The sequence below is a fragment of the Nostoc sp. DedQUE05 genome (assembly GCF_034530955.1).
Classification (GTDB): Bacteria; Cyanobacteriota; Cyanobacteriia; order Cyanobacteriales; family Nostocaceae; genus Nostoc.
Genome location: NZ_JAVRCB010000040.1, coordinates 59,655 through 83,826, shown reverse-complemented (window position 1 = coordinate 83,826; position 24,172 = coordinate 59,655). Strand labels below are relative to the sequence as shown.

The following is a 24,172-nucleotide window of genomic DNA, read 5'->3' as shown; positions in this document are numbered from 1 at the left end:
CCTTGTTTTCCCTGAATTCACTTCTTGGCAACCTTGTCAATGCGTAAGTCCTAGGTAGATAAAAGTTGAGTAACAATATAAATCATGAACGCTTATAAAACATATATCACTATTGCAGATCCAAAGGAGTTAGTATTATCTGATTTACCATTTAAAGCAGGGCAGAGAGTTGAGGTGATTATTTTGACAGAGGATAATCAAAAGGTTACTTTAGCAGAAGAATTAAAAAAATTATTCCAAGAAATACAAGCAATACACGCAAATAATTCCTTCACTGATGAAGAAATAGCGGCATAAATTGAAGCTTATAGACGGGGAGAATGAAAGTTATTAAGGTTAGTTTGTGATGTGAGAGAATAACACACCGTACAAAACTTTGTCCAATAGCCTAAGCGATCGCACTTCCTTTTGTCAGTCGGCTGAAGTCGGCAGTTTTATGTGATTCAGTTGGAAAAGTGGGTAAAAAGTCGAATAGCTGCTAATTGATTCTAGAATTCTAGAACTAAAGTACCTTGTGGCAATCTGCTCCCAAAGGTATCTAGAGGCTAATAGCTAAAATTAGCTAAAGATTACTAGGTAAATTTAACCAAGATGTGTCTCCACTACGTCTAATTACATCAACTCTCAAGCCTCTTTCTTGCTGCAACTTTTGCGTTTCTTCTTGATTGAGTAAAAGCATCGGTGTAGGATCGCCAAATTCACCCAAATAAAATTGATAACCTGTGTTGATAATTATTTTATTTATTTGAAATGCTGTTAATGATGGATCGTAACTCCCAACAATCAAATGTCTAAAACCATCTATTTCAAAATCTACTATATTTTTGTAATAGCGATGTATATTTTCATCTGGAGGTAAACTATCAAAATATTTAAATAAATCTTTTTCTGAGTAAATTTTTCCGTGACATTCATTGATATAGTAACTTGTAACTTTATTAGGTGCAAAAAATCCTCTAGATATCTCAGCAACGCTTAGTAGTTGCCTTATACTGTCATTTATGGACTCTATTCCACAGTAATCTCCATAAATTAAACCAAAATCTATTTCCAATACTCTTTGTATATCTAAATTTACGACAAACCAATCGTTTCGTTCATCAAAAAAACGCTCGTAGGTATTTGAATAACGTTTTTTGGCTAATTTTTTAATTTCATCTACTAATTGATAATTTGAAAAATCTTGATACTGAGTAAAAAACTCTATTTTACGATAGTATATTAAAGTATTTAATAACCAATTGCTCGTATCCATTATCGGAAGTTTTTTTGAAGCTATAAAAATCCTTTTGTAATAATTTAATCCTCTGGCAATTCCCCAAATTGCTGACGATAACGCTCAAGTTGTTTTTGTGCTAATTCTAACTGTTCTTCTGGTGTCAGATAGCGATTTCCTTGTTGGTCATACCAATACAAAACCTGACGCTGGATATTGCCAGATACGTATTGCCCTCTACCAATTCCCAAAGCAATTTCTGGCATCCAAAAGGGTTCACCAATTTGCAATTGATAACTACCATCTACTAAACGATAAACTTCAAAAGGTTGATGGCGATCGCGTTGCCAATACTCTGGATTATAAATAATGTAGTACAGTACCCCTAACTTGGCATAAATGTCTAATTTTTTGTCGTATTCTCCACCCGGAGTTAAAGAGACAATTTCTAAAGCCAGGATAGGCACAATGTTGTTTTCTTCCCAGACAACATAGCTTTTACGAGATTTATCTGACTTGCGGCGTTCTACACCTAAGCTCAAAAATCCGTCTGGTACAATCGGCACAAGTGGACTAACCCCTGTGGTATGGTAAACGCCCATATCCACGCTGAAAAACCAGTCATTACGGTTTGCCCAAATATATTGCAGCAAGAAGAGAAGCAAGTTGGGAATAAAGTTCTGATCTTCGTTATCCACAGGGGTATCGTCTGAACAAGGAAGTTCAGCACTGCTAGGCAATTGACGGGGGTCTGATTTCACCATAAGTAATGATGGTGCTGAGATGACCTAATGACCTTTATTTTATTAGATGAGAAAGCTTTATTCTGAAAAGTCGGGAAAAAAGTCGGGTTTACAGAATCTTATCCAAAAACTCCAGCAACATAACTGTAAAGTAATTTATAGTTGTCCTTAAAATCTGAACTATCCTTGTCGTTACCCAATGGACGCTGAAGCAGCATTAGCATGGTTAGACGCCATAATTCCTCCTCAGACTGGGGAACGGTTGAGCGATTTGCAAAAAGTGATTCTTGTGCAAGTTTGGTTGGGTAGAAAATACTTGGATATCGCTCATGCTTACGGTTGTACGGAAGGACACGCTAAGGATGCTGGTTCTCAGTTATGGAAGCTGCTTTCTAAAGTACTGCGAGAAAAGATAACCAAAAGTAATTGTCGCGCTACTTTAGAGCGAGTTCTGAGAAAAACTACTGCTATATCATCAAGTCTGATCGATTACTCGCGATCGCCCCAACCTACCCCAAAATTAGAGGATACCAATTTTATTGGACGAACAGAAGCGATCGCTCACTTAAATACTTTGGTAAATCAAGGCTCGAAAGTGATTGTGATCCAAGGTGAAGGCGGTTTAGGCAAAACTACTCTAGCGCAGCAATATCTCCATCAGGGGTTTGATTTGGTTTTGGAACTACTGATGGCGAAGGAAACGCAAAACATCACCCCCGCCGAACGAGTTGTAGAGGAATGGCTTAAACAAGATTTTGACGAAGAACCTGGGGTAGAATTTGGGGTAACTTTAGCGCGACTCAAGCGCCAACTCCACAATCGGCGCATTGGGGTGTTAATTGATAATCTCGAACCTGCATTAGATCGACAAGGTGGGTTGATTGCTTCTCACCGCAACTATGTAGAACTATTGCGAGTGTTGGCTGATGCCAGGGTGCAATCTGTTACCTTGATTACTAGTCGCGATCGCCTTTGTGAACCTGGGTTAAATGTGAATCACTATCGGCTTCCTGGTTTGGATGAAAGCGCATGGCAACAGTTTTTTAGCAATCGTGGGTTAAATATCAACACACCAACTTTGCAAATCATGCATCGCACTTATGGCGGTAATGCTAAAGCAATGGGAATTCTCTGCGGTTCGATTCAGGAAGATTTTGACGGTGACATGGTTCTTTATTGGCAAGAAAATCATGCCGATCCGTTAGCCGCAACCGACTTAAAAAATTTAGCCGTTAGTCAAATCAATCGTTTGCAAGCTCTCGATCCCCAAGCATATCGCCTCCTTTGCCGTTTAGGATGTTATCGTTACCAAGATATACCCAGCATTTCATCACAAGGATTGTTTTGTTTACTGTGGGATGTTCCAGCCGATCAACATCGCCAAATCATCGCCTCCTTGAGAAATCGATCTTTGGTGGAGTGCGATAAAGGTGAATACTGGCTGCATCCGGTGATTCAAAAAGAAGCGATCGCACGTTTACGCCTCACCGATGAATGGCAAATTGCCAACCACAAAGCCGCAGTATTTTGGACAATTAGTGTTAAACAAATTGAAACCTTTAAAGATGCTTTGCAAGCTCTAGAAGCATATTATCACTATATAGAAATTCATGAATTTGAGTTGGCGGGTAAGGTCATTTTAAAAAGCCGAAATAATCAATGGCAGCAGTTTTTACCTCTTGGTAGCACATTGTATCGGATGGGTTTAATTCAACCAATACTTGCGGCAATTGAGCGAGTTGTTAACAATATAGAAAATGACCAAAATCTCAGCGAACTTTATAATATATTAGGTGATTTATATTGGATAACAGGTAAAATTAGTCAAGCGATCGCTTGTCAAGAAAAGACTATTACACTCGCAACCCAAGCACTCAAATCACTTGTACCTCAGCTAGAGAATAAACATACAGTTTACTATCTGAGAATGCTAGAGGTAGATTCTTTATTAAGTATTGGTCTTTATCAAATAGATTTGTGGGAACTAGAGGCAGCCGCAAAGTTATTTCAAAAAGTAATTTATTTAGCTCAAAATACCGAGCATCATCGCTGGGCAGAGAAAGCTTCAGTTTGTTTAGCTTTGGTGTATTCTTATTTAGGTTTGCGCGATTCTTCATATCAATTAGCAGATGTAGCTTATCAAAATATTACGAAGGAAAAACTGGTAGAACAAACTGGGAGATTTGTCTATTTCATGCAAATTTTGGGTCAAACATACGTCAATTTAGGTGAATTTTCTCAGGCAAATCAGATATTCCAGCAAGCTTTTACTTTTGCTGAAGAAAGTCATTATATGCAGGTAAAAGCAAAAACACTCAATGGTTTAGCAGAAATCCATCGACAAAAAACAGATTTTGCATTAGCTCTTGTTAAGCATACAGAAGCAATCGAACTTTTGGATAAAATAGGCGCTAAATGCGATCTGGCTGAAGCTTATTTTAAATTGGGTTTAACTAATCAAAAGATGTTGAAGCCTGATGAAAGTCAAATAAATTTCGATCGAGCGATTCAGCTATTTACTGAAATCAAAGCACCAAAACAAGTTGAAAAAGTTTCCAACTTGCGGTTTCAAATTTTTGCCACAGTAATTGAGTGACATAGTACAACACCAATTTATTCATGGCGAGTGTAGGAATCCTCAAATTGAGTTTTGAGTCTTTGAGCTATAACTGCCAAAATAATTAATGTTATAGAAGTAGACACTACTGCTATTTTTCTTCCAAAATTTACAGCAGATTGCAAGTTAATAAAGTACAAAAATACCCTCCATTTCTAGTGGTTGGGCTTCGTGCGATCGCAGTCAGCGCATTAGCAGTGCCTCTGCTGCAACCCACACAGCATCATCTTTTGCTTCGTTCCGTGGCGGCAACCGTCGATATGCAGTAAACTTATCAGCATCATAAACTTCTGGATCTGCTCCTGCTTGTAAGAGAAGTTCAATCATTTTTAAATCAAGCCGTTTTGCGGCTTGCCCAAGTGCTGTCATTCCACTGCTACCGCCAGCATCATTGAGCGTTTTGGTTGCTCCACAACGAAGTAACATTGCTGCTGTGTTGTAGTCCCCTTGTTCAACGCACCAGCGTAATGGTGAGTCACCCTCGCTACCAACAACGTTTGGATCTGCACCAGCAGCCAGCAACAAGCGAACAGCTTCTATTTGCCCACGGAAAAGTGCCATCAGCAGTGGTGTAGAATCATGGTCAGCATCCCAAGTATCAACGGATGCATCATGCCGAAGTAACAGAACTAAAGATTCGATCTCACCACCATCTTCAAGTTGCTCAATTGCTTCATGTAGGGGTGTCCATCGTGGAAATTCTGGGCGAAGACTGTTTGGATCGGCTCCGTGTGACAGTAATTCTGCGATGCAGTCTAAATTCTGATTTTCGATCGCTTGAAAGAGATCCATTAACATAATTCAAAGATTTGCCATTGGATGACCTGGTGCACAGTTGACCTTTTCAAGATTCAAGCAATGTTGAAGTCCACTTTTAAGTTGTTCAATAACATCCTTATGCGCTTGATCGGGTTGACCACCAAAACACTTATCTTGGATATTTTCTCTGAGACGCATACATTCCTGCACTGCCTGAATGCGTTGACGAATCTCTGAGCAGGGTCGCCGCGCTAGCTTCTTTGGACTTACTTTGCTGGGGCTACAACTTTCACCCCCAATCTTATCGCAAAAAGCGTGCATCTCTTGTTGCAATGTATCAAGTACCGAATCCTCACACGTCTGGTTTGGATAACGCCGAGGTATAGGCACTGGTACTGGCAAAGGTTGTGGAACTGGTTTAGCTTCCGGTTCTGGAGTTGCTGGGGTATCAGTATCAGAAGAGATAGCAATACCAACGCCAATAATGACTACAGCAGCAACAGCAATACCTAATCCGATCGCCCAACCGGGAGGGCCTGTTGCTACTTCGACGGGTGCAGCTTCGGCATCTGCTACAAGTAACCCAGTTCCCAAAGCAATGAGTTCTTCTCCTCCTGCAAAGCGATTAATTTTCTCCTCTGGAGAACGTTGACTGACTGCAACTGATTTGCCAGAAGTTACTGCTTTTGCAACTTGGTCTGCTTCGATTTCTGTGGCATTCTGCTGTGAACTAATTGTTAGAGATTTGGTGGCAATACCGACTGGCGCACGCTGTATACTGGCAGTCGAACTTGACTCCAAAGACGACCCAGAAGCTGTTTGGACTTGATTTGATGCCTTTGTCTGGGCTGTTTGCATAGCAGATGGGGTAAACGCTGCAAGAACCCGCAGTTTCAAAGTTTCGTCATCACTGGAAGCAGCTGCTCGTAGTTGCTGTAAACCATGAGACAAAATATCCAAATGCTGCTGACCTTCTTTTTGCAAAGGCTGATTGTCGGTAGACTCAGTACTTGCCTGCGACTCTATTTGTTTGTCCGAATGAGTATGCAGTTTTTCTAAACGGGCAATCAAATCTAAAAGTTTTGCGGTGCTGTTGGAGGACTGTGATGTATCACCATTGGAAGAAGTATCAGGTAAGATTTCCTCATCTTCTTTTCTTCTAACTTGCTCATCTTCTTCCTGGCAGGTAGTGCATTTTCTTTCTATAGCTCCTGATTGCTGCACTATATGGGTCAATTCATGGGCAGTCAACTCATTATTACCTGGATACTTCCCGGCTCCAAAGTAAACATCACTACCATGTGTAAACGCCTGTGCGCCCAACTCTTGGTTCATCTGGACTGCTTCATCACCAGTATGCACCCGCACCTGGCTAAAATCATAACCAAAGCGGGGTTCCATAAAGGAGCGCACGTCATCTGGTAAAGTAGTACCGCCTCCTTTACTACTATTCAACCGACTTTCAATATTATCCCCAGCCTGCAAGCTGCCATCGGTATAACGTTGTAGCGATCGCTTGGTTTGCAGTTCTTCTTGTTCCTGCTCACAGACCCCACATTTTCGCTGCAAGGAATCTTGGATAGGCTGTAGGTTAGGAACCATTCGCATCACTTGATTGGCCACCCAATCTGCTTGTTGTTCATACTGATCGTGCGGTTCTCCAACTGTGAGTTTTGCCTGGAGACGATGCAAGGATATGCGACTAATGTCGTGAGTCTGGGGCTTTTCTTTGATGACTTCTGGTTCCAATAATTGCTCTTGGGCAGATTGAACTTCTTGAAAGTCTGGTGCTACCTCAGTTACTGTTTGGGGCGGGAGAGTATTGATTTGTGAGCCAAAGCCGCGTATTGGATTCGCCAGTGTGGGAATACCTGGGGAGGCAAGTGATGGATTTGTAAAAGTTGATGCGGCTGATTTGTTGCGCCCAATTCGCTCGCTCATCTCACATCCTCAAGCATATTTTTGAATCAAATTATACAATTTGCTTCGTGGCGATCGCTATCGACTTAAGTAGAAATTATTTTGTGCCAGCAGGTGTTTTGTGTGAGCGAGATTTATAATTCTAGAAAGCTGGGGCGATCGCTTTTGCAGGTGAATGAATTGGGTTAAGTTAGATTTATCTTGTCAAACGAGAAATTATTATGTCTTCTGCTCAAGATTTAGGAATAATTTTAGAAGACACACCAGAAGATGTTATATTTCCTCCTGGTGATTTATACAGTGATGAACCACCTTTGGAAACAGAACTTCACTTGCGGCAAATACTGCTGTTGATTCAGTGTTTGGAATGGTTGTGGCAGGAGCGTCAAGATTTCTACGCTTGCGGTAACATGACGATTTATTACAGTCCGCGTCAACGCAAGTCTGAGCAATTTAGAGGCCCCGATTTCTTTGTAGTTTTAAATACCCAACGCAAAACACGCAAAAGCTGGGTAGTTTGGGAAGAAGATGGCAAATACCCAAATGTGATTGTAGAGATTCTTTCTGACAAAACAGCTGCTACTGATAGAGGGTTGAAAAAGGAAATCTATCAGGATATTTGGCGGACTCCTGATTATTTTTGGTTTGACCCGGTAAGTTTAGAATTTAAAGGATTTCATTTACTAGATGGTCGTTATCAAGAACTGCAAGCAAATGAAGCTGGTTGGTTATGGAGTCAGCAATTGCAGTTATATTTGGGAGTTTATCAATCGAAGTTGCGCTTTTTCACTCCCGATGGACAACTAACCCCTACGCCAGAAGAAGTAGCACACCAAGAACAGCAACAGCGTCAACAAGCCGAGCAGCAACTTGCTCAAATGGAGTCTATGCTTGCTCGCTATCGGGAAAGATTTGGTGAATTACCAGAGTAATATCATTTTAGATTTTGGATTTTAGATTTTAGATTTGGAATTGCTTTCGTGCGTCTGGCTTGGTGTGAATCCATCTGTCGCAATCATTTTTCAAATTGGTATAAGGTCAAAATTGCAAAATTACATCCAGCCGCCAACTTCCGCATCAGTCAAGGGTTTCTCTAACTTACTATATTCTGTTTGAGCCGCCCGCAATACGTGTTTCATCTGCACTGGTTCCCCAGCATCGGCAGCGAGGAAAGCGGCATTTAAGGCGATGTTACGGATATTACCCCCAGCGACATTGAGTCGTGCTAATTGCAGAGCATCTAAATCTGCGGTTGGGGTTTCGGCTGGAAAGACACGCCGCCAAATTTCGGCTCGTTGTGTTGTATCAGGGAAGGGGAACTGCACCACAAAGCGAATCCGCCGCAGAAAGGCTGTATCAATTGCACTCTTCAAGTTAGTAGTCAATACTGCTAAACCTGGGTAGCTTTCCATCCGTTGCAATAGATAGCTAACTTCAATATTGGCATAGCGATCGCGGGCATCTTTAACTTCACTGCGTTTACCAAATAAAGCATCGGCTTCATCAAATAACAAAATCACTCCACCTTGTTCTGCGGCATCAAATACTCGGCGCAAATTCTTCTCTGTCTCACCAATATATTTGCTGACTACCGATGATAGGTCAATCCGATAGAGATCGAGGCGTAATTTATGGGCCAGCACTTCTGCTCCCAAAGTTTTACCAGTACCGCTACTACCTGCAAATAAAGCGCTGATTCCCAATCCCCGCGCACTCTTGCCCCCAAAACCCCAATTATTATATACAGTACTACGTTGCCGTACATGAGCCGCAATTTCCCGGAGAACTTGTTTCTGTGCCTCTGGCAATACTAAATCATCCCAATCACCTGATGGCTCAATCCGTTGGGCGAGTTCATCTAAGCGCGGACGTGCTTGCACGCGGCAGGCATCCCATAAAATGCTAGTTATATCAGTTTCTGGTGTTTGTGCTAATTGTCCTACGGCTTCTGCACAAGCAGCGCGAATGGTTGCAGCACTGAGATTAAACTGATCCACTAAGGTTTTGACTTGCCCATTCATTTGCGATGCACTCGCCCCTAATGCATCTTGCCAAACTGCACTTTGTTCTTTGCTAGTTGGTTGATGTACGTCAAAATTAACTATTAGGCGTTGTGATAAGCCGATCCGTTCCCGACTCGTGACTATTAAAAAGCCGTTTGTGCGTTCGATGAAACGAGCGATCGCATTCAGCCGCGCTGTATCATTAGTATCCAGTTCGTTGCAGTCTATCAGTAAGGCACTCGTACTTAAAATCGTCTCGCGAGTCCACAGGCGAATGAGATTATCCAACTCCCCAGGTGCTAAAGGAATGACTTGTGCAGGCATTATCCACAAGCTTAAACCCTGAAGCTGACAAACTGTGGCGGCAATGGCACGTTTACTGGCAGTTTCACCACCAGATAACTGGACGATTGGCAAGCTATTAACCTTGTAAGCTTGCGACCAAACTGCTGCGATTCGCTCTGCTAAATCTTGATGCGAAGGTACTAAATCGCTAACCTCTGGTAATGGCTCAATGATACCAGCTAGCCGTTCGTCAAGATATTGAATACCCGTGAGATAATGTAAAATTCGCTCGTCAATTCTCAAGGGACTAAGAGTTAGGGCATGACCATCACCAATTTGAATTAACCGCCAATAACGTAAGGGAGCATTTGGAGCGATCGCATCCCAGTGGACATCGGGTAAAGCTGCCAAAGCTAAACCCAAAGTTGGGTAAGCTCGTTGTGAATCGTCGTGAACGATGGCACACAGTTTGGCAAAATATCCATTTAATTCCATACCTGCACACAACAGCAACAAATCACGTTCAAAGGATGAGAGGCGAAACATTTTGCAGACTCTCTCCAATGCCGATGGTGCAGGCATAGCAGCAGCAGCTTCCTGTAACGCTTGCTGTAAATGCTCTTGGTGGTTCTCTTCAGGTTGGTTTTGCTCTTTTGCCGTGTGATTTTCCAAAATACCACGCACTATAGCTAGAGCTGCTGATAGGTAGCGGTAGTTTGCCTCATCCCAATTGTGATTAATTGTCGTAGCATTCATAAAATTGTCACCTGTGGCGAATCATATTCCCCTAACTGATTTTTGTGAAGTGGACTTTCGGCGCCATCTACTTGCACGCGGACAATATAAGTTCCGGGTTTAACATTTTTGACCGGAATCGCGATCGCATCAGTGTCTTGGGTAGGTGGTGCAGCCAAAAAAGAGTAAGCTACCGGATTCTCACTTGATACCTGATTGAGTAGCAAAACTACTCGCTGTTCTTTACCTACTTTCGGCTGGAATTTAACAGTAATTTCTGCGGCGCGTAAATTCTCACCGCTATTTTCTACTTGAGTAACGAATGCTGTAATTGTTGGATGTAAGACAAAAGCCGCCACGTTTGATTCAACTAGATGATTCGTTTGCTCTGCATTGCCCATTGTTAAATGTACAACTTGGACACCCTGAACGCTGGCGTATAAATCTGGCGGGACTAATAAGCTGATTTGCGTTTCTTTGACTTCTTGGGGTACTAGTAATGTTTCCGTATTACTAAAACGAACTCGTGTGATTTCACCGCGTAACCGTTTACCACGAATTACTATTTTTGTACCTGCAACAATCATTTGTTCGGTTTTTGTTGAAGCTATAACTTGCTCTATATTCGGTTGAGACAAGGGCATCATGTAGAAACCTTCTTCTTTGTCAGATTTACTACTTTCAATCAATACCATTGATGCTAAATAGGTAGCTGAAGGTCGATAGTGTGTTTGTAAAGCAGACCATAACTTAGAAGTTTCTTCCATGTTAAAAAACTCTGGAGTCAGTTTGATCTGCCCAATTTGTTCAGCTAAATCGGATACAGACACACTTGCTACAGCTTGCGAAAAAGCACTTGAGGTATTGGTTGTAGACGCATTTATCAAAGTATTTTCAATAATATCAGATGCGATCGCTGGTGTTTTGTGTAATAAATGCATTGCATAGCCGAGTAAAAGCTCTGCCTGAAAATCTTTAGCTCCGTAGGCTGTGAGTAAGTAGTGGAGATCGAGAGCTAGTGGTGGAATTGGAGAGCGTGGGTTTCCATTAATCCGTGAGTGCCTGCTGCGAAATTCTTGAGATACCCAATCGACATTGCGGTTCTGCGTCACTTGATAGAGAAAAAGGTTGATTTGGGCACGCTCGTCAGCTTCAACTGAAATTCGATCGGGCGGTAGGGCAGTTACAATCACATCACCAACACTAGCAGCGATCGGATCGCTGACTAAACCATTTTCCAGCAATACTTTTAGTACTGCTGTCACTGCGGCTATAGATAGCACATTACTCATCCTGATTCCTCATGGCAATAGCACATATTAATCATGTACGCCAGAGTACATTAATAGAATAATCTATTTTGCAAAACTTTAAGTCCTGTTGTCGCCAAGACTATCAGCACGAACGCTTCAACTTAAACCTTTATGGGACAGTAGTTTTACTTTTTTCACTTCATCGATAATCTGTGATGTGAAAAAAGTATTTGTCAAAAAGCTAGGGTTTTGCCGGATAAAGAAAACCTAATTCTTAATTTGGGAGCGAGTAGAGCTTAATTAAGATTTTAAATGATTAAAACTAAAGTGCCGATGACTACTAACCCAGTTCCTAAAAGGATCTTCCAGCTTAATGTTTCTCCCAAAAAAATGACTGAAAATAATAAAACTAATACCAAGCTTGATTTATCAATTGGTGCAACAAGGGAAGCTTTTCCTGCTTGTAAGGCTTGGAAGTAAAAAATCCATGATAACCCTGTAGATACTCCAGATAATAATAAGAAAATCATGGTTTTTTGGGGTATAGCTAAGATATTAACTACGTTTCCCTGAAAAAATACAATCCCCCAAGCAACTACCAAAATGACCACAGTTCGGATTGCTGTTGCTAAATTAGCATTCACATTTTCTATCCCAATTTTGGCAAAGATAGTTGTCAATGCTGCAAAGCCAGCTGACAATAATGCATATATCCACCATGTTGTGGTGTTGCTTTCCATCTTAGCCTCCTGATTTGCTAGTCAAAATTAGCAGTGTAATTTAATCAGAGTGTTAAATTCAATTACTTGTCTGTAAAGTTTGACTTGCTAAGTTCGTAGTTTGCGCTCTACGGTTTTACTCTTTTAGTCACTCAGTACTACTGAAGCAGACGATTCTCGGCAACTCGCGCTAACTTAATATCAGGAACAAATTTCAACTGCTATTAGGTCTAAAGTTTAAACATTTTATCAAATTTATCATATTACTTTAACTTACTAATATGTTAAGCTGAGTATAATTAGATAACTACTAGTAGTATATATTACTAATATTCATCTAAGTTATGAAGCAATCATATTTGTAATACTAGTATTATCTCTGAATAAAGTTAACACTTAAAGTAACTAGGATGGGTTGCCCCAGATGAAATCCCCACCTTCTTCAAATTCTTGGAATGGTCGCTTCGTCGGTGATAACCAGCGATACCGTTTAGACAGACGGTTGGGCGGGGGTGGCATGGGAGAAGTCTTCCTAGCAACGGATACCCGTGTTGGTCAGCAGGTAGCGTTGAAGTTGCTCAAAGATACGCTAGTGGCATCACTGGAAATGAGAAAGCGTTTTGAGCGGGAGGTGGCAGTTTGTGCTGCTTTGCAAAGCGACCACATTGTGAAGATTAGTGATTGTGGTGTAACCCCAGAAGGTTTTCCATTTTATGTCATGGAATATTTACGGGGACAAACGCTCAGGCAATTACTGCTGCGCGAAAAGCGGCTGTCTGTTGAGCGGACGGTGAAGATTATGGCGCAAGTTTGTAAGGGTTTACAGCTTGCTCATCAAGGAGTGACTCTCCAACGGGATGGCGGCAAAACCACTGAACATATTCAGGTAGTTCATCGCGACCTGAAGCCAGATAATATATTTTTGATGCCCACAGATTTGGGAGAATGGGTAAAGGTTTTGGATTTTGGTGTTGCCAAAATTCGTAGTGAATCTTCAGAAAATTCCAATATTACAAATATAACTAGTACATTTATCGGTACATTTCGTTACGCACCTCCCGAACAAATCCAAAGCGATCGCAACCTGGATGCTAGAGGTGATATTTACAGCTTAGGGATTATCCTTTATGAAATGCTGAGTGCAGCCGACCCCTTTGGAATCAGCATTAAGGGTAGTCATGTGAGTGAGGCTTCTTGGGTATTAGCTCATGCTTATGAGCCAGCAAAACCACTGCGCGAGCAACCAGGGTGTGAGCATTTACCCGAACAATTAGAAGCCGTGGTGATGAAATGTCTCCAAAAAAACCCAGCCAACCGATTTGCAACGGTAGAAGAACTAAATCAAGCTTTGCAAGCTGCTGCCAAATTTGCCACCGAATCTAGCGTACCCGGAGAACTTACTGGGCGATCGCAACCTTCTTCAAATCTTGGCTCAAATCACGAAACGGTTCCCAGACAATCAAACGACGATACTGTTATTCGTCCTCCATCTGGTTTCAATCAAGGTTCAAATCACGAAACGGTTCCCAGACAATCAAACGACGATACTGTTATTCGTCCTCCATCTGGTTTCAATCAAGGTTCAAACCACGAAACAGTTCCCAGACAATCAAACGACGATACTGTTATTCGTCCTCCATCTGCTTACAAGCAAGGCTCAAATCACGAAACCGTTCCCAGACCATTTGACCCGATTAAACAAAACCAATCTGATCCAATCGTTCCTCCCATTCAGGCGGGACACAACCAAGGCTCAAATCACGAAACCGTTCCCAGACCATTTAACCCAGTTGAGCAAAATCAACAGAATCCTGTGAATAATCCGAACACCAGCAAACCTGATGTGACGTTATATCAACCACGACCAGGATCTAATCGAGGTGGTCAACAAGTACCAGCAGATAAGACGTTGTTTCAACCACGACCAGGATCTAATCAAGGTGGTCAACAAGTACCAGCAGACAAAACGTTGTTTCAACCACGACCAGGATCTAATCAAAATAGACCACCAGTTCCACCAGATAAGACGTTGTTTCAGCCGCGACCAGGATCGAATCAAAGTAGACCGCCAGTGCAACCAGATGTGACGTTGTATCAGCCACGACCTGCGTCTAATCAAAGCAGAACACAAACACGAACGGATGATACTATTTACCAACCAAGGCTAAGTGAGCAGCTAACTACGAGAATTACTCCCAATTTCTTGCGAATCGTAGGCGTGGTGTTGGCTATTGGGCTAACTTTAGCCGTAGTAACCTATATATATACCCAATTGCAATCTGGTAAACAGCCAAGCAACCAGCAAAATTTACCTAACAGCGATCGGCCCATTTAGAACTAATCGGCGGGGCGCAACATATGCCCCTACCCGTGTACTTCATTTACCTGAAATACGCTGTATATATAACTGGCAGACATAATATCATTGGGGCACAAGCCTTGCTGTGCCCCGATCGTGGTTACAAACGACATTCCTTAACTAAGCTGTTACGCAAAAAGAAAAGCACATCAACTGGTGTTCGCGCAGCGTCTCCTTCAGGAGAGGTTGTCCTTTGTCCTTAGTAAACACAAATGATATCATGTTCGCCAAATTACCCATAATAAAAGAACCCCACCCCCAACCCCTCCCCGCCTGCGGGGAGGGGAGACAAAGCACAGCTTTGGCGGGGTGGGGTTCTTCGGGTTTAATAAGCAATCAAGCGGACATGATATGACAAATGACTAATGACTAATGACTAATGACGGTCTACACGGAGTTTGTGCAATATGTAGGCGCGTTAGCTTATAATTCATCCCAAACTACAGGAAAGGAATAATCTGAAAATGCCGAGAAATCACGATTGTCGTTGCGGGTTTCTTCATCCAGAACTTTGACAACTTTGTTATAAATATCTCGTGCTTGTTGCGGTGAATCACCGATGCTGGTTAATCCCACCTTGCCAAACTGCGAAAGGCAGCCCATAAGATGAAACACTGTACCCGTCTCTGTACCGCTGTCAAAGTGCAGTCTGTGGTGAGCAATGATATCCATCAAATCATTGGGTAATAATCCCTGATAGCGCTCTTTTTGCAGATTATCAGTGGCAATGTAATATTTTGGACGACCTTGTTGACTATAAAATAAACCCGTGGAAAGGTCATAGCGGCCGTTCGTTAATAATTTCAGGGTCATGAATGGATGCGTTGTACCGCCTTTACGCAGGTTAATTTCGATCGCCTGAATATCCCAGTCTCCGTTACCCTTCTCAACGGCGATAAAATCTACACCAAACCGCTCTAAAGTGCCTTTATCTGCTAGCTTTTTGCCAACTTGAAGTCCCAATTGCTGTAATTGCAATCGATATCTCTCATCAGCAGGAAAGCTGCAACCAAGATAAATCTGACCGTCTGGTCCTCCGAGAATTTGGTCGTGAGTTGACAGGATTTCCACTTCGCCTTGGGGAGTGATCCGTCCTTGAACGCTGGGCGATCGCTTAATTTCCCCTTCCACGAATGCTTCAGCAATTGTCCCTAACTCAGGCATTTTTCCCAAAAAACTATCCCAAGTTTCTTGTTTTGCTTGAAAGCGCATCGTTGATAAGCGATCGCTAATTGCTGCTATCCTTTCGGCATGAGTACCAGTGTTTGGTGCTAAATTCTCAATCGGTCTGAGATCCAACAATGCATTTCCCTCTCCAGAAATGCCCTCGTTAAGTTTTACTACTACCCGTTTTAATGTTGGTTGCCGTTCCCACAAATCAACAGTAGCTTCTGTCAAATCTGTATGGTTCCAAACTTTTTCGCTGCCATCTGGATGCGGTACTCCGCTTTCCTTGAAGATTTCCCGACTGCCACTTTTTGTTCCCCAAATTTGTAAATCTGGTGCAGCCGCATACAGTGGTACACCCAATTTTAAAGACAATTCGCCTTCCCAGTGCGAAGAGTTGTAGCAGATCATAAATGATTTGTCTAGCCTCAAAGATTTCTGAATCCGCTCTAGCAAGCGTGGGCGTTCTAAAATCTTTTGGCTCAAAGGCTTAAAAGAGGAATCGTAAGTAGAAAGTAACAGCAAGCGATTGCGAGCATGAGAAAAGGGAATTCCTGGCAACAATTGCAGATAATAATCAATGATACTCGGATGCAGCGGTACTGATGTTACATAAATCAGTCGAGTTCGGGGATTCCGCAACCGAATTAAGGAAAATAGTAATCTTTCTTCATAATGCTCGCAGCCTTCGATCTTTTGGAGTTCTCCCTGGTCAAGACTCAAGGAGGGAATAATTAAAATATCCGCTTCACTATTGTCAAATATTTCGCTCGTTTTCCAGCGTTCGCGCAGGGTTAATTGTAAGTGGCGAAACTTTTCAACCTGTTCTAACTCGGAAATATTTAATGTTGCCATAACCCATGCCCTCTAATGATCTCAATGTAGCGCACCAAGCACCCTTTTGGACGATGTATAGTTGCCGTGTCAAGATTCAGGTAGTTTTGTAAAAAATTTCCGGAAGTCCGCAAGGATCGATCGAGCTATAGCAACCCACAAATCGCCGACTTCTTTAATTCTTTTCCCTCTTAAGGTTGAGCTAATTGCAGCATACTTTACCTCTAGGGGGCGATAAAGTACAGCAATATAATAGTTAACTTGAAAGCAGGTGAAAAAGAGAAATTCTTCATCACATTAGAGTTGTGTACTTTTTTTCATGGTCAGGCGTGAGGATAAATAATGTAAGTAATGTAAATTGCGTAGAGTTGCTCGAATAAGTAAATTTGGCAAGCATCCAGGATAGAAATGCCTAAAATTGCAAATGGCTAGTGAAAGTCAAAGCAAAAAATAAACCTTGGGTTGAATTTTCGATCCAAGGTTTAGTTATGAAATAGGGGATAGGAGAAAGATGGAGTGTAACTACTGCCCAATTACCCTTTTTCAATACCCATTCAATATTCAATTACCAAGGTAAAACAGATGGCTAAATCAAAAGAACCAAAAGAGAAAAAAGAGCAAAAATTACAACCGCCACAGCAACAAGAAACACCAGGTGTTGAATCAGAAATGACACCAAAACCCAAAGCAGATGATGCTCAGTATCGCGGTAGTGGTAAGTTACAAGATAAGGTAGCATTGATTACAGGTGCAGATAGTGGGATTGGTCGTGCTGTTGCGATCGCATTTGCAAAAGAAGGTGCAGATGTAGCTATTCTTTACCTTAACGAACACGATGATGCCAAAGAAACAAAACATTTGGTAGAAAAACAAGGGCGTCGTGCAGTAACGATTGCAGGTGATATTGGCAATGAAACTTTTTGTCAGCAAGCCATACAACAAACAGTTGGTGAGTTTGGCAAACTCGATATTCTCATCAATAATGCTGCTGAACAACATCCCAAAGAAAGTATTGAAGAAATCACTGAAGAACAACTAGAGCGAACTTTCCGCACTAATATCTTCTCAATGTTTTTCATGACTAAAGCTGCACTCAAGCATTTACAAGCGGGCAGTGCTATCATCAATACCACATCAGTAACAGCTTATAAAGGTAGTCCACAACTACTAGATTATTCTTCCACAAAAGGTGCGATCGTTGCTTTCACTCGTTCCTTATCAAAAAATTTGGTATCCAAAGGAATTCGCGTTAATGCTGTCGCGCCAGGGCCAATCTGGACACCTTTAATTCCCTCAACTTTCCCCGAAGAGAAAGTTGAAACTTTTGGCAAACAAGTACCAATGGAACGAGCCGGACAACCAGAAGAAGTTGCTCCTAGCTACGTATATTTAGCTTCTGATGATGGTTCTTATGTCTCTGGACAAGTGCTACATGTCAATGGTGGAGATGTTGTCAATGGTTAAGTGAAAAATTCAGTCATTAGTCATTAGTCATTGGTCATTGGTTATTCACTTTGAATAAAGGACTAATGACTAATGAGAAAAAAATAATTACTTCTAATTATACCCTGATGGTCTTCCATTGGAGGGATGAGTAAATGTGGGAATATTGATAGTCTATCTAGCAGAAAACATTTAATAAATAATAACTACGTCTATGGCATCTCCTACACCATTGAATGGCAGAGAACTAGTAGATTGTGCTAGAGCAAATGCCCAGCAAGGGATTGAGACTGCTGCTTATCAATGTGGCTATGGTCAAGACCTCAACAAATTTGCCAGAGAACTTAGACAAGCTTGTGAAGACATGAATTTACAAGTGAAGGAACTTAGCGGATTGATTACTGACCAGGACATGATACTGCAATTGGGTACTGGCGAAATTGTTGCTCCAGATACGGAATCAGAATTGTAAAAGTTAAGTTAGTCATTTGTCCTTTGTCTTTTGTCATTTGTCTTTTGTCCGTTACTAATAACTAATGACCAATGACTAATGACTAATGACCAATGACTCTTTTCATAACTTTAAAATTACCCGCGCCAAATTGAAGTAAATCAAAACACCTACAACATCAACTGCTGTGGTGATGAACGGTGCTGACATTAATGCCGGATCTAAACGCAGATAGCGAAATAGAAATGGCAGTGCTGAACCGGAGATCGAAGCCAAAATAGAAATAGCTACCAAACTAGTGCCGACAGCGATCGCTACTTCTAATCGTCCTTGCAGAAAATAAGCCCAGACAGTAGCGATTGTACCTAACATTGCTCCCAATAATGCACCTGCGATCGCTTCCCGGCCGATTACCTGTAATGCACCACGCGATCGGATTTCATCGGTGTTCATCCCGCGAATCACCACTGTGGAAGATTGAGCGCCTACATTACCCCCAGTACCAGTCAACAAGGGAATAAAGGCCGTCAGTGTCACCACTTTTGCTAAAATATCTTCTTGCGACTTAATAATTGTGCCTGTAACGGTATTGGTTACAAGTAAGACCAATAACCAGACAACCCGTTTACGAGCGATTTCCAGCAAATTCATTTGAAAATAATTGTCGCCCCCCGACTGTACACCACCACCTAAAGCATAGATATCCTCGGTGGTTTCTTGTTGCAGAATATCAATTACATCATCCACCGTCACAATACCTACTAGAAGCTGTTCTCGATCTACTACAGGTACAGCCAAAAAATCATATCTTTGGATTAATCTTGCAACTTCTTCTTGATCCGTATCAGTGTAGACAAACACCACATCACGGGTCATAATTTCGCCAATAATTTGCTCCGGCTGAGACGTTACTAATTCCCGCAACGATACAATCCCCGTCAAGCGCCTTGCCGCATCCATGACATAAAGATAATAAATCATCTCACTGGCATTAGCTAAGTTACGAATTCGCTCTAGAGCTTGAGATACTGTGAAATTTTCTTTCAGCGAGATCAACTCTAGCGTCATAATTCGCCCAGCTGTATCAGCTTCATAACCCAATAGTTGGGCTGTAGCTTGACGTTCAGCTGGACTCAGTTGTTCTAGCAAGCGATTGACAACTTTTGCCGGTAATTCATCAAATAACCTAGCTCGGTCATCCGGCGACATTTGATCGACAATATCGCAGACTTCCTGGCTTTTAAGTTCTTCAATTAACCGTTCTTGAACACTGTAGTCGAGATATTCATAAACTTCGATCGCCTCATCCTTAGAAAGCAAGCGAAAAGCCAAAGCGTGCATCGCTTCTGGTAAACCCTCAATCGCCTCGGCGATATCCGCAGGCTGCACGGGTACAAGAATTGATTTTGCTCCTTGCAAGTCTCCTGCTTCCAGGAGCATTTGCAGCTGAGTCCGCACTAAATCTCGCAATTCCCTGCGCGAGAGATTCTGGATGGTAGAGTTTAAATTGTTTGTCTCAGTCAAAGTCCACTTTCCTCAGCCAGTTTGAACAAGGTTGCTGCCCTTAGTCTAGGGGAAAGTGGGAATGTGCAACGTCAAACTTGTAATTTTTCTGACTTAGAGTAAATTGAAAACTTTTGTAAATGAACGAAAGAGTAGGGTTTTGGGGGGAAGAGAAAAGGTTAAAGGGAAAAAAACTTTATATATCGAGCCTTCCAATCCTTTTCTCCTTACCCTTTTGCCTTTAATACCAATTCTGTATGAAGATGCACATAATAAGACCCCCCTCTAGTCCCCCCTTGGCAAGGGGGACTAGAGGGGGGTAAATATATGCAGCTTCACAAAGAAATGGTATAACCGAGCAGTATTGGATTGTGTTCTCTAGCTTAAATGCATGAATGGTGAGGCTTTTGCAAAAGTTTTTGTTCCACTGATTTTAGGTTATTACTAAATTTATGCTGGTTCTGGTAACAAAGAGATAAAGTAATAATCAAAATGAAGTATAAATAAATATTAATTTTTCAAATCTTTAAATATTAAAATTTTTCTTTATACAAATTTTATATATTTAATAAATTTGTCGATAAGCACATTAGATTATCTGGTATTTTGGCATTTTTTATTTAAATATCATCAAAACTTTTATATTCCTTTAAAAAAGGATAGATCAATATGAATATTTAAACAAAGTTCCATACAGAAGATAGACATAACACCGCTATCTATTGTCAAATGTGTAAGCACTAAAAGAATACTTAAGTAATCTATGTAAAGTTATTGCATTTGACTAATTACGCATGTATTTGCTTTCTTAAGCACTGCTTGCCTTGCTGATATGCATTTGCACATCAATAAAATTTAGAAGGTCTCAAGAATTCAGTAATTTTTTGAAAGAAAACAAAAACTAACAAAGACTAATATATTCTTCAATTAATTATTCATGATTAGTAATTACTGAATATATCTTTATAAGTTAATCAATTATTAGCTTATCAGTATATTTATATCAAGCTTCATGAGGCATTTTTTGTTGGAATATTTAATGTTAAATTAATCCTGAAACACTAAATTATGGCATCAAATCAAAACTTATCAACATCTGTAAGTCCAGTAATTACTACTAAATCATCTCTAGAAAGTATTGACCAAGGACAAACCAATATTTCTGCTCGGTCTAGCCTACTCTCTCAGGGAGATGGACTTAAGGCAGAGTATTACGACAACATGGACTTCACCAACCTGAAGGTAACTCGTACAGATCAGACGGTGAACTTTAACTGGCGCGCTGGTTCTCCCGATTCGTCGATTAATGCAGATACTTTCTCAGCACGGTGGACAGGTCAGGTAGAAGCCAAGTACAGCGAAACTTACAAGTTTTACACCACTGCTGATGATGGTGTGCGACTGTGGGTGAATGGTCAACAAATCATCAATCAGTTTATCGATCAACCTGCCACCGAATCCAGTGGCGCGATCGCATTGGTTGCAGGTCAAAAGTACGATATTAAACTTGAGTACTATGAAAATAAATCCAATGCCGTTTCTCAACTGCGTTGGTCAAGCGCCTCTCAGGCGAAGGAAATCATTCCTCAGTCCCAACTGTATAGTAATGTCAGCACACCTAGTAGTGGCAATGGACTCAAAGGAGAGTACTACGACAACATCGACTTCACTAACCTGAAGGTAACTACTACAGATCCGACGGTAAACTTTAACTGGCGCGCTGATTCTCCCGCTCCGTCGATTGATGCAGATACTTTCTCAGCGCGGTGGACAGGTCAGGTAGAAGCCAAGTACAGCGAAACTTACAAGTTCTACACCACTGCTGATGATGGTGTACGACTGTGGGTGAATGGTCAACAAATCATCAGTCAATTTGTCGATCAAGCTGCCACTGAATCTAGTGGCTCGATCGCATTGGTTGCAGGTCAGAAGTACGATATTAAACTTGAGTACTACGAAAATACAGGCAATGCCGTTTCTCAACTGCGTTGGTCAAGCGCCTCTCAGGCGAAGGAAATCATTCCTCAGTCTCAACTTTATTCACCAGTTCTTCCGACCACTATCACCTTAGGCTCGTCTTCGATGACTGTGAACGAAGACAGTGGTAGTGTTACCGTCAAACTAATTAGGACTGGAGATTTAAGTAGTACATCTTCAATTAAATATGCAACTATAGCTAATACTGCTACAAAAGGAGTTGACTATGGCAGTGAAGGCGTTGAAAGTGCTGGAGTACTGACTTTTGCGCCGGGACAAAGTAGCACCCAGGTATCGATTCCGATCAATGATGATTCCTCGATAGAACCAGATGAAAGCTTTAATTTTGTCATCGATCAGGCAGAGGGGGCAACACTAGGAGTCCAAAGAACTCTCTCAATTACAATTCAAGACAATGATCGCTCCGGCCTCGATTTCAGCCAGCCAGTAGTTAATGAGGGTGACGGTACTGCTAAGGTGACAGTTACACGGGGCAATGCTTCGGCGGCTGCTAGCGTCAACTACATAACCCAAGATGGGACTGCTAAAGCTGGATCTGACTACCAGGCTGTATCTGGAAGCTTGAGTTTTGCAGCCGGACAAACCAGCAACACCATTGTTATCCCCATTCTGAATGACAACGTTGGGGAATCAAATGAAACATTTGCTTTGAAGTTCAGTAACCCAGTTGGAGTGCAGTTAACTAATCAACAGACAAGTATCACTATTATTGATAATGACTCTGGTAATTTTGCTTTAGATACAGTAGTTTCTGGTTTGAATCAACCCACAGCTTTTGAATGGGCACCTGATGGTAACAGTATGTTCATTGCCCAGAAAAACGGGGTAGTGCGAGTCATGAAAAACGGTACTTTATTATCAACCCCGTTTACTGATATTCGCGGACAGGTAAATGATACGCGCGATCGCGGTCTGTTAGGCATTGCCGTACATCCAGATTTTGGTAAAAGTCCAAACGGCAACAACTATGTTTACTTGTTGTATACCTACGATCCACCAGAAACTAATACAAGCAATTCTAAGAACAATCCCAATAGCACATTAGACGATCCCGACCAGAATGGGAATCGGACTGCACGGCTAAGTCGCTTTACAGCCGACCCCAACACTAATTACACTACTGCGATCGCTGGCAGCGAAGTTGTGCTACTCGGCACAAATGGGACTTGGGCAAATATCAGCCACCCAGATGGAAATAGCACAAATGTTTCACTTGGCTATGCACCATCAGGAATTCTCAACAAAGATACTGGTAAGCCGTTTACCAGCTTGCAGGATTATCTGAATAACCTCGATAAAGTCCAAAATATCCAGAATTTTATCGCCAATGATAGTGAATCTCACTCAGTTGGTTCTGTGCGTTTTGGTACTGATGGTTCTCTATTTGTAAGCTTAGGAGATGGTACTTCCTACAATGGAGTAGACCCCCGAGCAATTCGCGTCCAAGATAAGAATAATTTATCCGGCAAGATTTTGCGGATTGACCCGATTACTGGTAAAGGCTTATCAAGCAATCCTTTCTACAACGGTGACGCTAATAGCAATATTTCCAAAGTTTATGACTACGGTCTGCGTAACCCCTTCCGTTTCACAATTGATACAAAGACCAATACTCCCGTAATTGGTGATGTTGGTTTCGGTACTTACGAAGAGGTGAATATCGGAAAACCAGGAGCTAACTTTGGCTGGCCATTCTATGAAGGTGGACTTGATGCAAATGGTAATGTCGTCAGTCTGAAACAACCAGTCTACGCTAATTTAGATGCAGCAAAAGCCTTCTATAATAGTGGCTCATCTGTTACAGAACCACTGTACACTTACAAGCATTCTGGTTCTAATTCGATCCTGGTGGGTGACTTTTACACAGGTAATACTTTCCCTGCAATCTATCAAGGTGCCTTATTCATTGGTGATTTCAGTCAAGGAACTATCGATGCTTTGATATTAGATAGTCAAGGTAAAGTTACCTCAGTTAAGCGGTTTGCTTCCCAAACAGACAGGCCTAATCTAGGACTACCTACACAAATCACCACTGGCCCTGATGGTAATCTGTATTATGCAAACTTGACCGGAGGCGAGATCGATCGTTTCCGACCTGTTTAGAGATAAATACAGTTTAATGTGAGTTCGACAAGCCCTTTTTTGACCTCTCCCCCAACCCCTCTCC

The 24,172-nt window shown here is 41.7% G+C and carries 16 protein-coding genes; 7 read left to right on the top strand and 9 right to left on the bottom strand.

Annotated features, from left to right (window positions below):
* The first annotated feature begins 84 nt into the window (after nt 1-84).
* Nucleotides 85-297: a hypothetical protein gene (locus tag RMZ42_RS25765; RefSeq protein ID WP_322674084.1), complete on the top strand. Its 213-nt coding sequence runs from the start codon at nt 85-87 to the stop codon at nt 295-297.
* A 265-nt stretch (nt 298-562) separates the two neighbouring features.
* Here the strand turns inward: RMZ42_RS25765 and RMZ42_RS25760 are convergent, their stop codons facing one another.
* Both RMZ42_RS25760 and RMZ42_RS25755 read right to left on the bottom strand, forming a co-directional pair.
* A complete protein-coding gene (locus RMZ42_RS25760) occupies nt 563-1,255 on the bottom strand; it encodes a hypothetical protein (RefSeq protein WP_322674083.1) in 693 nt (230 codons plus the stop codon).
* 44 nt (nt 1,256-1,299) lie between these two features.
* Nucleotides 1,300-1,980 (bottom strand): Uma2 family endonuclease, encoded by a 681-nt coding sequence (locus RMZ42_RS25755; protein ID WP_322674082.1) that lies wholly within the window; start codon nt 1,978-1,980, stop codon nt 1,300-1,302.
* Between the two features lie 178 nt (nt 1,981-2,158).
* On the opposite strand from RMZ42_RS25755, the gene RMZ42_RS25750 reads away from it, so the two are divergent.
* A complete protein-coding gene (locus RMZ42_RS25750) occupies nt 2,159-4,555 on the top strand; it encodes an NB-ARC domain-containing protein (RefSeq protein ID WP_322674081.1) in 2,397 nt (798 codons plus the stop codon).
* 204 nt (nt 4,556-4,759) lie between these two features.
* Here RMZ42_RS25750 and RMZ42_RS25745 read toward each other — a convergent pair whose 3' ends face one another.
* Together RMZ42_RS25745 and RMZ42_RS25740 are read right to left on the bottom strand one after the other, a co-directional pair.
* On the bottom strand, nt 4,760-5,368 hold the full coding sequence (locus RMZ42_RS25745) for an ankyrin repeat domain-containing protein (RefSeq protein WP_322674080.1): 609 nt from the start codon (nt 5,366-5,368) through the stop codon (nt 4,760-4,762).
* 9 nt (nt 5,369-5,377) lie between these two features.
* A complete protein-coding gene (locus RMZ42_RS25740) occupies nt 5,378-7,276 on the bottom strand; it encodes an eCIS core domain-containing protein (protein WP_322674079.1) in 1,899 nt (632 codons plus the stop codon).
* 200 nt (nt 7,277-7,476) lie between these two features.
* On the opposite strand from RMZ42_RS25740, the gene RMZ42_RS25735 reads away from it, so the two are divergent.
* Nucleotides 7,477-8,187 (top strand): Uma2 family endonuclease, encoded by a 711-nt coding sequence (locus tag RMZ42_RS25735; protein ID WP_322674078.1) that lies wholly within the window; start codon nt 7,477-7,479, stop codon nt 8,185-8,187.
* A gap of 120 nt (nt 8,188-8,307) precedes the next feature.
* On the opposite strand, the gene RMZ42_RS25730 is transcribed toward RMZ42_RS25735, so the two are convergent.
* From RMZ42_RS25730 to RMZ42_RS25720, 3 genes are all read right to left on the bottom strand, one after another.
* On the bottom strand, nt 8,308-10,299 hold the full coding sequence (locus tag RMZ42_RS25730) for an ATP-binding protein (RefSeq protein WP_322674077.1): 1,992 nt from the start codon (nt 10,297-10,299) through the stop codon (nt 8,308-8,310).
* Nucleotides 10,296-11,570, bottom strand: a complete 1,275-nt coding sequence (locus RMZ42_RS25725; RefSeq protein WP_322674076.1) for a DUF4255 domain-containing protein — start codon at nt 11,568-11,570, stop codon at nt 10,296-10,298. The genes RMZ42_RS25730 and RMZ42_RS25725 overlap by 4 nt, the downstream gene beginning before the upstream one ends.
* Nucleotides 11,571-11,839: 269 nt before the next feature.
* Nucleotides 11,840-12,271, bottom strand: coding sequence for an EamA family transporter (locus tag RMZ42_RS25720; protein ID WP_322674075.1), 432 nt, complete (start codon nt 12,269-12,271; stop codon nt 11,840-11,842).
* Between the two features lie 403 nt (nt 12,272-12,674).
* Here RMZ42_RS25720 and RMZ42_RS25715 point away from each other — a divergent pair, with 403 nt between their 5' ends.
* Entirely contained in the window at nt 12,675-14,585 is a 1,911-nt protein-coding gene (locus RMZ42_RS25715) for a serine/threonine protein kinase (RefSeq protein ID WP_322674074.1), read from the top strand.
* Nucleotides 14,586-15,032: 447 nt separating this feature from the next.
* Here RMZ42_RS25715 and RMZ42_RS25710 read toward each other — a convergent pair whose 3' ends face one another.
* On the bottom strand, nt 15,033-16,631 hold the full coding sequence (locus tag RMZ42_RS25710) for a peptide ligase PGM1-related protein (protein ID WP_322674073.1): 1,599 nt from the start codon (nt 16,629-16,631) through the stop codon (nt 15,033-15,035).
* 561 nt (nt 16,632-17,192) lie between these two features.
* Between RMZ42_RS25710 and RMZ42_RS25705 the strand changes: the two genes are divergently transcribed.
* Entirely contained in the window at nt 17,193-18,074 is an 882-nt protein-coding gene (locus RMZ42_RS25705; protein ID WP_322674072.1) for an SDR family oxidoreductase, read from the top strand.
* A gap of 193 nt (nt 18,075-18,267) precedes the next feature.
* Complete coding sequence (locus RMZ42_RS25700; RefSeq protein ID WP_094352695.1) at nt 18,268-18,525, top strand: hypothetical protein; 258 nt, start codon at nt 18,268-18,270, stop codon at nt 18,523-18,525.
* Between the two features lie 102 nt (nt 18,526-18,627).
* On the opposite strand, the gene mgtE is transcribed toward RMZ42_RS25700, so the two are convergent.
* Entirely contained in the window at nt 18,628-20,028 is a 1,401-nt protein-coding gene (mgtE, locus tag RMZ42_RS25695; RefSeq protein WP_322674071.1) for a magnesium transporter, read from the bottom strand.
* 1,047 nt (nt 20,029-21,075) lie between these two features.
* Here mgtE and RMZ42_RS25690 point away from each other — a divergent pair.
* Nucleotides 21,076-24,108: a PA14 domain-containing protein gene (locus RMZ42_RS25690; protein WP_322674070.1), complete on the top strand. Its 3,033-nt coding sequence runs from the start codon at nt 21,076-21,078 to the stop codon at nt 24,106-24,108.
* Nucleotides 24,109-24,172 lie beyond the last annotated feature (64 nt).

Excerpts from the sequence above, each read along its gene's own strand:
- RMZ42_RS25690 (WP_322674070.1), top strand. The coding sequence starts at position 21,076 with ATGGCATCAAATCAAAACTTATCAACATCTGTAAGTCCAGTAATTACT.
- RMZ42_RS25735 (WP_322674078.1), top strand. The coding sequence starts at position 7,477 with ATGTCTTCTGCTCAAGATTTAGGAATAATTTTAGAAGACACACCAGAA.
- RMZ42_RS25740 (WP_322674079.1), bottom strand. The coding sequence starts at position 7,276 with ATGAGCGAGCGAATTGGGCGCAACAAATCAGCCGCATCAACTTTTACA.
- RMZ42_RS25760 (WP_322674083.1), bottom strand. The coding sequence starts at position 1,255 with ATGGATACGAGCAATTGGTTATTAAATACTTTAATATACTATCGTAAA.
- RMZ42_RS25745 (WP_322674080.1), bottom strand. The coding sequence starts at position 5,368 with ATGGATCTCTTTCAAGCGATCGAAAATCAGAATTTAGACTGCATCGCA.
- RMZ42_RS25725 (WP_322674076.1), bottom strand. The coding sequence starts at position 11,570 with ATGAGTAATGTGCTATCTATAGCCGCAGTGACAGCAGTACTAAAAGTA.
- RMZ42_RS25720 (WP_322674075.1), bottom strand. The coding sequence starts at position 12,271 with ATGGAAAGCAACACCACAACATGGTGGATATATGCATTATTGTCAGCT.
- RMZ42_RS25730 (WP_322674077.1), bottom strand. The coding sequence starts at position 10,299 with ATGAATGCTACGACAATTAATCACAATTGGGATGAGGCAAACTACCGC.
- RMZ42_RS25700 (WP_094352695.1), top strand. The coding sequence starts at position 18,268 with ATGGCATCTCCTACACCATTGAATGGCAGAGAACTAGTAGATTGTGCT.
- RMZ42_RS25705 (WP_322674072.1), top strand. The coding sequence starts at position 17,193 with ATGGCTAAATCAAAAGAACCAAAAGAGAAAAAAGAGCAAAAATTACAA.
- RMZ42_RS25710 (WP_322674073.1), bottom strand. The coding sequence starts at position 16,631 with ATGGCAACATTAAATATTTCCGAGTTAGAACAGGTTGAAAAGTTTCGC.
- RMZ42_RS25715 (WP_322674074.1), top strand. The coding sequence starts at position 12,675 with ATGAAATCCCCACCTTCTTCAAATTCTTGGAATGGTCGCTTCGTCGGT.
- RMZ42_RS25765 (WP_322674084.1), top strand. The coding sequence starts at position 85 with ATGAACGCTTATAAAACATATATCACTATTGCAGATCCAAAGGAGTTA.
- RMZ42_RS25755 (WP_322674082.1), bottom strand. The coding sequence starts at position 1,980 with ATGGTGAAATCAGACCCCCGTCAATTGCCTAGCAGTGCTGAACTTCCT.
- RMZ42_RS25750 (WP_322674081.1), top strand. The coding sequence starts at position 2,159 with ATGGACGCTGAAGCAGCATTAGCATGGTTAGACGCCATAATTCCTCCT.